Genomic DNA, 13,267 nt, shown 5'->3' on the forward strand with positions numbered 1-13,267 from the left:
AATTCATCATTTTTAATGTTTATTTAGAAAAAGTCTCAATCGCTAATTTAGCCGTTGCCGTAGCTTCGTGCTGTAATGGCAGCACAGCCTGACGCATATTTTCTTGAACAGTCGTATACGATTCTAGAATGGCGATAGCTCGTTCGAACAATGTGACACCGTTCCAATCATCCTTCTCGACATGCCCAATAACTGGCTGATCAACAATATCAGCAAATGCATCAATTTTTGGATCATACGAAATGGCGATAAAAGGTGTAGCGTAAATGGCAGAAAAGATTAGGGAATGTAATCGCATCCCAATTAATAATTGAGATTGTCCAATAACCGCGATTTTTTCCTCAATGGATAAATCTGAAGGAGCAATTAAGCTTTTTTCCTGCATGAGTGCTGCCACTTCCTGAGAAGTTTTTAAATCATGCTCACCATGCATGGGTAAGAAAACAATTTGCTCACCCTGACGCACTAATTGGTCTAGGCTATGTGCAATTTTTTCTTTATACGCTATTGTAGATGGCCAGTCACGAACACTAACTGAAATATAGCTTTCGGCTGTTAGAGATTCATGTTCTAACCATTCACAATGAAAGTCGCCACCGTTTAGTCCCATCACAGGATCCGGCACGATTTCAGCCTCTTTGCGTACACCAATCTCTGTTAAAAGAGTTTGAGAAGCTTTATCTCTAATGGTAATTTGATCGACCTTGTTAAAGGTTTTACGCACGATAAATTTACTAAGAGTGTGGTTGATAGGACCCATACCTTGGGCGTAAACAAATACTGGCTTTTTCAGCCATTTTGCAATTTGAATAACGCCTGCATAGTAAGGAATAGTTTTCATGCCTGTTTGATCCTGCATTAAACTGCCGCCGCCACTAATGAGTCCATCAGCTGTTTTAAGCAATTGGTGGATTTCTTTCATTTTCCAACGATTCACGGCTTTCACACCATACGTTTGCTCTGTAGCAGAAGGGTTATTCGACAATACAGTGATTTCTATATCATGTTGCCATTTCTTCAAGCCTTGAATAATGGACAGCAGAATAGCATCATCTCCGACATTATCGAAACCATAATAGCCAGATAAAACAATGTGCATTATGACCACCTCGCGATTGCCTTAGAAACCCAACGATAACCTACTTTGAAAATTAGGATAAAGACAAGTCCTATAACAAAACCAAGAGACACACTGTATAGTGTACGCAATACTGAAACAGCTACAGGAATGTGTAAATGTGTAAAGGTATTAACGATTGATAAGAATCCGATCACACCTGGTACGAGTAAGATACTACCCCATTTGCGATTAATGCCCATTACGTATAATGCTAAAACAAAGAATGGGAAACCAATTAAAAATTCCTTCGTTCTTGGTCGTACATATAAGGTATTTTCTAGCCATTGTCTAAACGCTAATTCTAAATCGCTAACTGAGCCAGAGTTACCAGTTCGGCTAATGTAGAATAAACCGATACCCGCCACGACAATTAGTAGAAGTACATGCCAATATTTTAATTCTTTGTTTAACAATGTTACGGTATTCGATAAAGATTTTTTAATATTTTGATCAGCTAGTCGGTTGATCTCAATTAATGTAAACAGGAGGACGCCCATAATTGGAATCAGATAAACTAACTTCACGCCCTTGAACGTAGCAAAGCCTGTCATAAAGGCATTGCCATTTAATAGGCCAATGACAATAACAATCCCGGTAAGGCTAATCGCTACTGCCTTCAAGTATTGCACAAGAATTTTAGACATTTTCGTAGAACCCTGAGCCGATTTAATTACGGCATAGGTAGGTGCAAGGACGGCAATAATTAATGCAAATGCCTGTAAGAATAGCGTACTTTTCAGGATAAAGTAGGCAATAGCTAGTACTGTCATAAATCCAGCTGCCGCAAAGCGTAGAGGCATCCATTTGACTAATTCTGAAACGATAAAGGTAAATAAAATACCTGCTAATAATACAGCCGCTGTGACCCAGGCTGGTACAGCTACCTTATCAAACAGCTTTGGCTCGCCAGGTTGGAAATGATCTGGCATTGCATCATGTACTCCATTTAAGTAGTCAATTGTTTGCTCCACATTTTCCTTGGCATTACCAGTTGTTTTAATATGGTAGAAGATAGAGCGGATATTACGCTCCTTTACAGCTCTTGTTGTACGGTCAATACTTTCATTTAACTTTAATTTCGTTTGTCTGTTGATGTTAATACTATGCAAGCGAATCATCTTGTAATCGGTCTTTTGGGCGATTTTACTTTCGCCCTTCAATGGATTACTTTCAATTGTATAGAAGTAATAGCCAGCATCACTTAATTTTTCTACTAATTGATGGCCGTCTTCTTGTCCAAAGCCAATCGCCTCATCACCTTGACCAAGCAAGCGACCTGATGAACCATCTTTTAAAGCTAGTAATTGATTCACCAATTTATCGTTAGCCACTTCATTATCGGCATTTTCCACTTTAAAGACATAGCCTAATCCATGCTTACTAATGACATCCATAGCAGGTTGATCGTAGCCAATTGGTGTTTTCAAGTCAAAGTTATGGTTAGAAGTAGGGAGGAAATAAAAAGCCTCTTCTCCTATTTGAACTTCCTCAGGCTCTACGCTATTTTTGATGAGTTTTTGGTAGTCAGCATTTTCAGGTACTCGAATATAGTAACCACTCTTTGAACGATCAACAGCATCTTTATAAGGTGTAAATAATAATTGTGCTGCTAGGTCATTTTCTTTATAAACAGTAATTAAATTTTGTTTTTCCATTTCCTTTAACGTTAAAGGCTCTAGACTAACAGTTGTCAGTCCAGCTTCCTTTAAGGAGGAAAGGATTTCATCCATTGTTAAATCACTATTTTTATCTGCAGTTTGTATTTCATCAAAGGGAATCACAATTTCATAAGAATCATTCGATTGCTCCGCATTCCACCTCATCATAATACCTGTGGAGGAAACGACGAGTAAAAGAACAATAATTCCCCAAAGCCATTTCTGTTTCGACATAAGTGTCCTACCTCTCTTATTTATGAAAATCTTTTTCCGATAACAGGGATTTTCTTTAAATCTTGCTTATGAATAGCTTTCATTATCCAAAGTAAAAGGAAGTATATAGCTCCTCCAACGATGATGGCAATAGTCAGATAGCCCATTGCCCACATACGAGACCCATGTGTAAAATCAAGCCAAAGCGTTGGTAAACCAACGGCTGCTCCCATTACGATCGAAGACACAATCATTTTCACCGTATCTTTTCCAAGAACAGTAAAGCGAATCATACGATATATAAAGACAGTATTCACAATAAATAACACAAAGTACACCAATAAAGTTGCATAGGCAGCACCATCTAGACCAAATGCTTGAATGAAGAAGATGTTCGCAAACACCTTCAGAACAACGCCACTTAAAATAATAAGAGCTCCTGTCTTAGCAGCATTCATTCCCTGTAAAATACCAGTTCCGAGAAGAGTCAGAGATGTAAAGACCGAGCTAAGGTTAATCATGGCTAACATTAAGCTTCCCTCTAAGTCCTTGAAAAGAGCCAGATTTAAAGGCAAGGTTAAGGCTAGCAGTCCAATAGCAGCCGGCCATGATATTAGATGAGTCATACGATGTGTTCGCTCAATAATACTGCGTGTTTCATCCATTTTACGTTCGGCAATCTTAGTAGTAATGAGTGGCACAAGCGGTAAAATAATCGAAGACGCAAATACAGTCGTAATTTGAACTAATGTCAGCCCGCGACCATATATTCCGTAAAGGAAGCTAATTTCACTTGCGTCAGCGCCTGCATTTCTCAAGCCATATGTGACTGTAAATGAATCCACAAAGTTAAAAAGTGCCATTGTAACAGAACCAATTGCAATTGGAATGGAGATCTTTAAAATAGTCTTACTATATGTGGAGAAATCCCTGCTAGAATATTTTTCCTTGCTCGTAACTTTTACCGAAGAACGGAAATATTTATAGAGTAAATAAACAAGTGAACCGAGTGCCCCAAGGACAGAACCGGCCATAATTCCACCAGCTACAATGTCATTTGAATAATCCATCGCAACTAGGAAATATGCAACAATTAGAATTAATGCAACTCGAACTAACTGTTCAATTACTTGAGAGATAGCAGTAGGTCGCATATCACCAAAGCCTTGGAAAAAGCCACGATAGACGGCCATATAAGGAGCCACAAGTAATGTCAGTGCCACAATAATTAACGCAATTTCTGTTGATGGTCCACCAAGTGCATTCGCTATCTGTGCTGAAAAACCGTAAATGATTGTAAAACTAATGACGCCAAAGGATAGGGCAAGGATTCTTGCGGTCACATAAATTTTCTTTATTTTGGCAGTATCCTTACTTGAGTTGGCCTCCGCAATCAATTTAGAAATAGCAATAGGGATACCCGCAACAGATAAATACAAAGCTACCATATAGACAGGATAGACAAGACTGAAAATACCCAGTACTTCGTCACCAGCAATATTTTGAAGGGGGATACGGAAAATACTTCCGATTACCTTAGAAAGTAATGTCGCAATCGTTAAGACGAGTGTACTTTTGACAAATGTTGATTGACTCATTTTGCTGTGCCCTGCCCTCTAAGCTTTAATGAGAAAACCTTTAAAGCAAAACGTGGAAGAACAAGCATTCTTATAAATCGACTTGGCTGGCGAAGTAATCGATAAAGCCACTCAAGATTTAACTTTTGCCAGATGACTGGTGCACGCTTCACGGTGCCAGCGATGACATCGAAGGAGCCACCTACACCAATAAATACGCCCTTTGAAAACTTGTCCAGATTTTCAGTAATCCATTTTTCCTGTCTCGGTACTCCTAAAGCAACAAACACCAAATCAGGTTGTAAGGCTGCGATATCGTCGGCAATATGATTGTTATTCCAATCAAAGAAGCCATCATGATAGCCAACAACTTCAACATTTGGATAATTCTTATGAATATTGGCAATGGTCTTTTCAATTGTTTCCTTTTGTGCGCCCAATAAATAAATTTTAAAGCGCTTTTGTTGACCAACCTCCAACAGTTTCACCATGGTATCATAGCCTGTCACACGCTCTGGAAGTGAATCTCCAAGGATTTGAGCTGCCTTAACCACACCGATGCCATCCGCACAAATGTAGGTTGCCTGATTTAAATATCCCTTCACAGTAGGATTTTCATTTGCCTGCATGACAACTTCAGGATTGGCTGTCACAACGAAAGTTTTTTCTTGCTGTTCAATCCGATTAACGAGGAGATCTACAAACCCCTGCTGACTAATATGTAAAAAGGGTACGCCCATAATCGTTACATGCCTCATATAGTGTTCAAACCTTTCTGTAATTCCTTTTTCACTGCAATCTATCATACCATAAAAGCAATATTGACAGGAAATTTTCGATAATAGTTCACCTATTGATATAGGCTGCATAAAAGGGGATTCATCGTTATAAAAACGATAATCCCATTGTACAATACAAGAAAATCAAACTAAAAAATGCACTAATTTTTAGAAGAAAAAGGTGTTGCTTATAACTGGGGCTTTGAGTTTCTTCTATTATATAGTGTTTTATATTCGTGTCATGAAGACAACAAAAAGAGTGCGAAACAATGTCGCACTCTTTTTAGATGATCGTAGAAAATCATTTTTTTACAATATAATCGCCGTGCACCCAGCCGGTTTTACCATTATAGATAACCTGATACCAGGCACCATTTTTTATGAATTCGCCTTTATCATCTACTGCACCGATAATAAAGCCGTTTGGTTTAACTGTACCTAGTATAGCAGCTGTCGTAGACGGTTCACTTCGGACATTGAGCGTGATGTTCATGTTAACAATCTGTAAACCATTTTCTAGCTGAACATAATCATCAAACACCCAGCCCTCTTGTCCATTGACACTTATTTTGAACCAACCACCATTTTCTCCAAGTACTTTGAAGGATGTATCTTTAGGTAAATTCGTCATAATGGATGCAGCATCTGCAGTATTTGGATACGTTCTCATATTGAGATTAGTTGTTGCCTTTCCGATTGCCCCAGCTATATAGGAATCTAAAGCATATTGCTTGGTAGGGCTTGGTAAAGATGGAGCGGTAGGCTGACCCTGATAAGCTGGAACATCAAACACTAAATTCGTTGTCGTATGTGCACCAACTAATTCATAAATATCATAAATCTTTTTCGCCTGAATAACTGCCCACATTACATGTGTAGCATATTGATGGACGGTTGGATTATCAGGGTTCCAGCGCATTTTATATAACGTATCTTGTCCTTTACTAATATACTGATCCTTGACAAATTGAGCCCCACCGATAATCGCATCCTGCACGGTAAACCAACCATTTGTATAAGCACGCTCAGCACCAAATTTATTAGCATCTGCATCAATAGCACCAATACCATAAGCATTATACGTTTTCTTAATAGCGGTTAAACTGTCTCGATTTTCAGGAGTGACCATCACTGACTTTCCACCCGTATCTAAGCCTACCTCAATGCCATTCATAAGCGCAGAGGCACCATTAGCTGTTTCATGTAAAGCATGTGATACCAGATAGATAGCATTTACATTATTATCGACACCCGCCTTAATAAAGGCATCAGCCATACCTGCTAAGCTTCCTTTATTAGCAAGTACCTTGTCATTTAGTTCCTTGGCATTCAGATTATTGACCACAGTGGATAATTTTAAAAATTGATAAAAAGATGGGCTTTCCTGCATAACGCTCTTTGGGTGTACATAGTATGACACTAGTGCGTCGCTAGCAGTAAAAATGCCAGCACCGTCAACCTTTGGATTATTGGCAGTTTGTTTATTAACCACTGAGGAATAGTCAGATGAGTAATTCGTCGTTATATATTCCTTTCCACCAGTTTCTGGTGCTTCTAAATGAATTAAACGATAGAGAACGGTCGCTGCTTCCGCACGAGTTGTTTGTGCAAGCGGTGCAAATTGATTACTTGGCTTCCCTACAAGTAGCCCTGATGATACGACAGCTTGTACATCAGCATAGGCCCATTTGGCGATACGAGCATTGTCACTAAAGTTAATAGGGGAGGAAGATGTAAGGATGTTTTGATAATTGAGAGCTCTTTTTAACATAGCCGCCATTTCCTGACGATTAATATGGGCGTTCGGGTTGAATTTGCCCTGCTCGTCACCTTTAATCAGACCATGATAGCTCGCTTGCTCGATTACTCCGTAGTACCAGTCGCCTTTCTTTACATCTGAGAAGGTTGCTTGACTAGAAGCAGCTGGCAAGTTAAGCGTTCTGACTAGAAATGCTGCGAATTCAGCTCGCGTAACAGCATCGTTTGGACGGTAATTGCCAAACTCGTCACCCTTCATTAAATCGTTCGTAATAAGATAATTCATTTCATGATAGGCCCAGTGCTTTGAAATATCTTCTGCTGAAGCGGTAGTAGGCGCAAGATAGAGCATTCCTGCAAGCACTGCCCCGTAAAGAGGAAATTTTCGTTTCATGTTTCAAGCTCCCTTCAATAGCTGATAATTGTTCTATCAAACTACCAAAAGTGTAACACAAAAAAAGGTAATCTATTATTACAACATAGGGACAGATAGATTTAGCTAGCATTTAATAATGAAGAAACTCTTAAAAAGAGAAGGAAAGAGGTGGAATTCGCTAAAAAGCTCTACCTATGTTTCTGTTTCTTTACAAATATAACTAAAATATTACGGGAATCTTTAATTTTTGACAATTTAGTAACCATTCCAGAAAATGCTTGGTTATTATGGAGAGTCAGGTATAATAGGAAATGGAACTATATGTTACCAATACATTTGAGGGTAAAATTAGTTGGAAGAAAGTAGCCATCTAGTAAGTACCATGGTAAAAAAATCTTCTATATCTAAATTTATGTCCCAGTGCTTGAATTTCGGAAAAGATAATGTTATATTATTGTAGAAAGTGAATAAGCTTACTAGAATGGTATTCTACTACTCTTTTTCTAGTAACTTTACTAAGAAAATTTGCTTTAGTTTTGAATTATTCGAGAAAGCTATAATACATAAATTTAGGCAACTAATTATGGTGATACTATAGTTTTCATCGGAATAATATCAATTTTTAGGAATATTAGGGAGGAATAAATTAATGGCAAAGCAAAACAAAGGCCGTAAGTTCTTCGCGGCATCAGCAACAGCTGCATTAGTTGCATCAGCAATCGTACCTGTAGCATCTGCTGCACAATTAAACGACTTCAACAAAATCTCTGGCTACGCTAAAGAAGCAGTACAATCTTTAGTAGACGCTGGTGTAATCCAAGGGGATGCTAACGGCAACTTCAACCCACTTAAAACTATCTCACGTGCAGAAGCTGCTACAATCTTCACTAATGCTTTAGAATTAGAAGCAGAAGGCGCTGTAGACTTCAAAGACGTTAAAGCAGATGCTTGGTACTACGATGCTATCGCAGCAACTGTAGAAAACGGAATTTTTGAAGGTGTAAGTGCAACTGAATTCGCACCAAACAAACAATTAACTCGTTCTGAAGCTGCTAAAATTTTAGTAGATGCATTCGGATTAGAGGGTGAAGGCGATCTAAGCGAATTCGCTGACGCTTCTACTGTTAAACCATGGGCTAAATCTTACCTAGAAATCGCAGTTGCAAACGGCGTTATCAAAGGTTCTGAAGCAAATGGTAAAACAAACTTAAACCCAAATGCTCCAATTACTCGCCAAGACTTCGCAGTTGTATTCTCACGTACTGTTGAAAACGTAGATGCTACTCCAAAAGTTGACAAAATCGAAGTAGTTGACGCTAAAACTTTAAACGTTACTTTATCTGACGGTACTAAAGAAACTGTTACTTTAGAAAAAGCTTTAGAGCCTAACAAAGAAACAGAAGTTACTTTCAAAATTAAGGATGTTGAATACAAAGCTAAAGTTACTTATGTTGTAACTACAGCTACTGCAGTTAAATCTGTATCTGCAACTAACCTTAAAGAAGTAGTAGTTGAATTCGACGGTACTGTTGATAAAGAAACAGCTGAAGATGCAGCTAACTATTCTTTAAAATCAGGTAAAGCAGTTAAATCTGTAAAATTATCTGATGACAAGAAAACTGCTACAGTTACAGTTGTAGGAACTCTTACAAACAACAAAGCTGACGCAATTAGCATTTCAAATGTAAAAGCTGGCGATAAAGTAATCGATGTGAAAAACGTTGAATTCACAGCAGTTGATAACAAATTACCAGAAGTTACAACAGTTAAATCTTTAGGAACAAAATCATTGAAGCTTGAATTCAGTGAGCCAGTAACTGACTTAAAACAATCTAATTTCACATTAGATGGTAAAGCATACTTCGGTAAAGTTACTTTAGGTGCAAACGACCGTTCTGTGATTTTAACTCCATTCGGCTCTGTACTTACAGTTGGGGAACACAAATTAACTGTTTCTGGTGTTAAAGACTATGCTGGATTCGTTTCATTATCTTCAACTCACGACTTCACAGTTGTAGAAGATAAAGAAGCTCCAACAGTAACTGAAGCAACTGCAACTTTAGAATCTGTTACTTTAACATTCTCTGAAGACGTTGATGCTGAGACAATCAAAGCTGCTAACGTTTATTGGAAGTCTGGAGACTCTAAGAAAGAAGCTCATGAGTTTGAAGCAATTGCTGATAACAAATACAAATTCTTCTTTAAAGAAGATAAAACTCTTCCAACAGGAAAAGTAGACATTCATGTAGAAGGCGTTAAAGACTTCTCTGATAACCAAATTGCAAAAGATACAAAAGTTACTGTAACTCCTGAGATTGATCAAACTCGTCCAGAAGTGAGAAAAGCAACTGTAACAGATGCACGCACTATTAAAGTAACTTTCTCTAAAGCACTTGATTCAAAAAGTGTTCAAGAAGTGAAAAACTATACTGTATTAAACAAAGACGGTAAAGTTGTTTCAGTTCAAACTGCAAATTTAGACCCGAACGATTCTAAAACTGTAATTATCAACCTATATTCAGATCTTTCTACAGGTGAAAATAAACTTACAATCAAAAACATTAAAGATGCTACTAAGCTTCAAAACACAATGCTTGATTACAGTGAGAAAATTGTAAAAGGCGACAAAGACGCTCCTGAATTCGACTCAAAAGTTGTTAATACAAAAGATCGTCGTGTAGTTCTTACATTCAACAAGAAGATGAATGTTGATACTTTAGTTGATTATTCAAATTACCTTGTTAAAATTGACGGTAAATTACAAACTTTATCATCTAACTTAGCTGATATTTCAGTAATGCAAAATGGTACTTCTGTAGTTATTACATTTGCTGAAACACTTGATGGAAAAACTATTGACTTTACAGGTGGCGGTACAAATAAAGCACATGTATCACAATTACAAGTACTTGGAGTAAAGGATGCGGCAGGTAACTTATTAAAAGAATTTGCAAACCCAACAACTGCTGCAAATAATCTAGTTGATTTAGCTACATCAACTACTTTATCTTTAGCTGATATCGACAAAGATTATGCTGGTATGAAAGCTGAATTAGTTGATAAAAATACAATTAAAGTTAAGTTTAATGCAGGTGTTAACTCTGCTTCTGCTGAAGCATTCTCTTACAAGGTTAATAATGTAGAGCAAATTAAAGACGTACAAGTTGACGGTACTTCAACTGTAACACTTAAATTCAAAGATGATGTTCTTGGAACTTCTGCTGCTAATTTAAATTTAATTGTTGATTTCACTAAACTTCAAACAAATGCTGGAAACACTGCACCAACAGGTACTGCTACTGCTTCAATTACTGTAAATTCTACAACTACTAACTTATTAGATTCTGTTAAACCAGAAATTACTGATAAAGGTGTTTACGGGGTAGATGGTAACAAAATTATTATCAATTATTCAGAAGCAATCAAATTGGATGCAGATACTGTTACACACCAAGATTTAATCGATGCTGATTTCCTTATTACTCGTGTATCTGACAATAAGGAATTAAATCCTATTGGTCATTACGATGTTGCTGTAAACGGAAATCAACTTGTAATTACACTTACAGATTCTCGTACAGTAGAAACATATTATAAAGTAACTGTAAAAGAATCTGCTAAATATGTAGTTGATAAATCAGCTGCTAAAAATGTACTTACAAAATCAACTGGTGATTCTGCATTAGTAAAACCTGGTACAACATCTGTTACTGGTGTTACTTTAAATGATGTTACAGGTGCAGCTAACAACGGTAAATCAGTATTTACATTACCAACTCCAAGTGTACCAGGTAACACTTACAAATATTTCGTATCTACAGATGCTAACGCTGTGCCAGCACCATTAGTTGGAGCTGACTTAACTGCTTGGACTACTGTTGTAACTGGTGATCAAATCACTGTTGCTAACGGTAAAAACGTTGGAGTTGCTGAAGTAGATGCAGCTGGTAAAGCTGTTAAATTCGTAAACGTAGTTGCGCAAAATTCTGATTATGTGGCTGCTACTTCTGGTAATGTAACTGGTTCTAAAACTTTTGCTACTATCGCAGAATTCAATACATTACTTGGCGATGCTTCTACTACTAATAAAACTTTAGTATTAACTATTGACGGTGTAGACAAAACGGTTACATTTAACGCAGACTACACTACAGCAGGATTTGCTAACTGGGCTGCAGTTAAAACATTTGTAGAAAATGCTACTAACCTAAATGGTGCAGCTACATTAACTGCTGTTGATGGTGCTGGTCTAGTATTTACAAGTGCAACAACTGGAACTACAAGTAAAGTAGTAGTTAAAACAGATGCTTCTGAATTATTAGGTAACGCACCTGTTGTTGTTGATGGCGCTGCTGAAAAAAATTAATTTAGTAGTTCTTTATTCTGAGATAGTTTAATATTTATTAATTCTATTTCTTAATTTGAAAAGATTTAATGAAACCCTGAAGCGAGAAATTCCTTCAGGGTTTTTTTATTTCTATAGGTTAAATATATCCTATATATGTGTGCTTGCATGCTCAACATCTATGTGCTGAAAGTCCACTACGGTAAAAAAGAGAGATCATTAGATCAGGTAATTTCTACTCTGTCGTCTTTTTTTAACTTTTGCCTTGCTGAGGAATATTTAAGTACGATGCTTATGAAGAAGCGTTGGAGACCGAAAATTCCGCAGTCGTTGCCCAAATTCCTTAATGAACAGGAGTATGCTCGAATTAAAATATCCGCAGAATGTTTGAGCCTCCGAGACAGAGCGCTTGTGTTATTTCTATTCTCTTCAGTATGTCGTAGATCAGAAGTTATTCAATTAACTATACAAGATGTTGATATGAACCGGCGAACTGCTGAAGTTAAAGGAAATGGTAAAAAGATACGAAAAGTTCATTTTTCAGAAGAATGCGCATTGATGCAGCTGATGCTAAAGGTAATGTAGTATTTAAAGTTGCTAAATATGGTAAAGAAAAAACTGTAACAATTGACCTTACAGTTGCTGCTAAATAAAAATAAACGAAACGTTACTTTATAAGCTGAGTTATTCAGTGAAATGAGTGGAACTGAAAACCCCATGTTTTGCATTAAGCAATAAATATGGGGTTTTCTTTCTAAATGTTATTTCCAATTAATAGGTAAAAGTCCTGTTCTTGTAAAACAGTCAGTCTACAAGTACCTAATCCTCCTGCATCCAGTGCTGTGCTGAATGACACAAAAGGGATGAAGTCAGGTGAAGTCGTACCCGGCGACACGGGGCGGGGTTCTTTAAAAGATTTCTATGGTTAGGCAGACGAATCCATGTAGGCAGGGTAAGCTAGTGTATGGTGCGAAATAAAGCTAGGAGCTCACTGTACATCCCTATAGTCGAAATACTATAGTGGCGATTGATGAATTGACTGTTAAACCGGTCGTTCTTATTCCTGGATAGTGGAAACCTAAGGAAATCAAAATAAGGGATGGAAGTAGTGGAACGTTTGAAGTCTTATTAGAAGAGGTGTGTCAGCACCAGTGAGGCTAATAAGATGGCAGCGGGTTTGTAGTAGTGTGGATCGCTAGCCGTTTGGACTTGTATGTTAACATAGGAGAAGGGTAAAACTAGTAGGAGTTCAGGAGGCTGGGACAAAAAGAAAAAATGAGGCTGGGACAAAACCCTCCTCTAAATTAAAAAGCGTGTGAAATTTTACCGTCAGTAAAATTTCACACGCTTTACATTTTTTCATAAAAAATAAGGACCACTTCTGATAAAATTAAGTCACCACAACCAAATTATACAGAAAGAAGGGTCCTTATGTTTAAAA

The 13,267-nt window shown here is 37.4% G+C and carries 7 protein-coding genes; 2 read left to right on the plus strand and 5 right to left on the minus strand.

The window, feature by feature from the left end; translation table 11 throughout:
- Positions 1 to 19: 19 nt before the first annotated feature.
- The 5 genes from csaB to AC07YC_RS19340 form a co-directional block, all read right to left on the minus strand.
- Positions 20 to 1,099: a polysaccharide pyruvyl transferase CsaB gene (gene csaB / locus AC07YC_RS19320; RefSeq protein WP_494920168.1), complete on the minus strand. Its 1,080-nt coding sequence runs from the start codon at positions 1,097 to 1,099 to the stop codon at positions 20 to 22.
- Entirely contained in the window at positions 1,099 to 3,012 is a 1,914-nt protein-coding gene (locus tag AC07YC_RS19325) for a DUF5693 family protein (protein WP_494920169.1), read from the minus strand. The genes csaB and AC07YC_RS19325 overlap by 1 nt, the downstream gene beginning before the upstream one ends.
- A gap of 20 nt (positions 3,013 to 3,032) precedes the next feature.
- Positions 3,033 to 4,589 (minus strand): putative polysaccharide biosynthesis protein, encoded by a 1,557-nt coding sequence (locus AC07YC_RS19330; protein ID WP_336636996.1) that lies wholly within the window; start codon positions 4,587 to 4,589, stop codon positions 3,033 to 3,035.
- Positions 4,586 to 5,326 carry a WecB/TagA/CpsF family glycosyltransferase gene (locus AC07YC_RS19335; RefSeq protein ID WP_036127576.1) on the minus strand — a complete coding sequence of 247 codons (741 nt, stop codon included), beginning with the start codon at positions 5,324 to 5,326 and terminating at the stop codon, positions 4,586 to 4,588. Before AC07YC_RS19335 ends, AC07YC_RS19330 begins: the two co-directional genes overlap by 4 nt.
- Before the next feature lie 322 nt (positions 5,327 to 5,648).
- Positions 5,649 to 7,499 carry an S-layer homology domain-containing protein gene (locus tag AC07YC_RS19340; RefSeq protein ID WP_494920170.1) on the minus strand — a complete coding sequence of 617 codons (1,851 nt, stop codon included), beginning with the start codon at positions 7,497 to 7,499 and terminating at the stop codon, positions 5,649 to 5,651.
- Positions 7,500 to 8,130: 631 nt separating this feature from the next.
- On the opposite strand from AC07YC_RS19340, the gene AC07YC_RS19345 reads away from it, so the two are divergent.
- Both AC07YC_RS19345 and AC07YC_RS19350 read left to right on the plus strand, forming a co-directional pair.
- A complete protein-coding gene (locus tag AC07YC_RS19345; protein ID WP_494920171.1) occupies positions 8,131 to 11,847 on the plus strand; it encodes an S-layer homology domain-containing protein in 3,717 nt (1,238 codons plus the stop codon).
- A gap of 273 nt (positions 11,848 to 12,120) precedes the next feature.
- A complete protein-coding gene (locus AC07YC_RS19350; RefSeq protein WP_494920173.1) occupies positions 12,121 to 12,411 on the plus strand; it encodes a phage lytic cycle repressor MrpR family protein in 291 nt (96 codons plus the stop codon).
- The last annotated feature ends 856 nt before the right edge of the window (positions 12,412 to 13,267 follow it).

It is taken from the genome of Lysinibacillus sp. GW247-5R2A (assembly GCF_059424475.1).

Coding starts and splice junctions, on each gene's coding strand:
- AC07YC_RS19330 (WP_336636996.1), bottom strand. CDS start 4,589: ATGAGTCAATCAACATTTGTCAAAAGTACACTCGTCTTAACGATTGCG.
- AC07YC_RS19350 (WP_494920173.1), top strand. CDS start 12,121: ATGAAGAAGCGTTGGAGACCGAAAATTCCGCAGTCGTTGCCCAAATTC.
- AC07YC_RS19340 (WP_494920170.1), bottom strand. CDS start 7,499: ATGAAACGAAAATTTCCTCTTTACGGGGCAGTGCTTGCAGGAATGCTC.
- AC07YC_RS19335 (WP_036127576.1), bottom strand. CDS start 5,326: ATGAGGCATGTAACGATTATGGGCGTACCCTTTTTACATATTAGTCAG.
- AC07YC_RS19345 (WP_494920171.1), top strand. CDS start 8,131: ATGGCAAAGCAAAACAAAGGCCGTAAGTTCTTCGCGGCATCAGCAACA.
- AC07YC_RS19325 (WP_494920169.1), bottom strand. CDS start 3,012: ATGTCGAAACAGAAATGGCTTTGGGGAATTATTGTTCTTTTACTCGTC.
- csaB (WP_494920168.1), bottom strand. CDS start 1,099: ATGCACATTGTTTTATCTGGCTATTATGGTTTCGATAATGTCGGAGAT.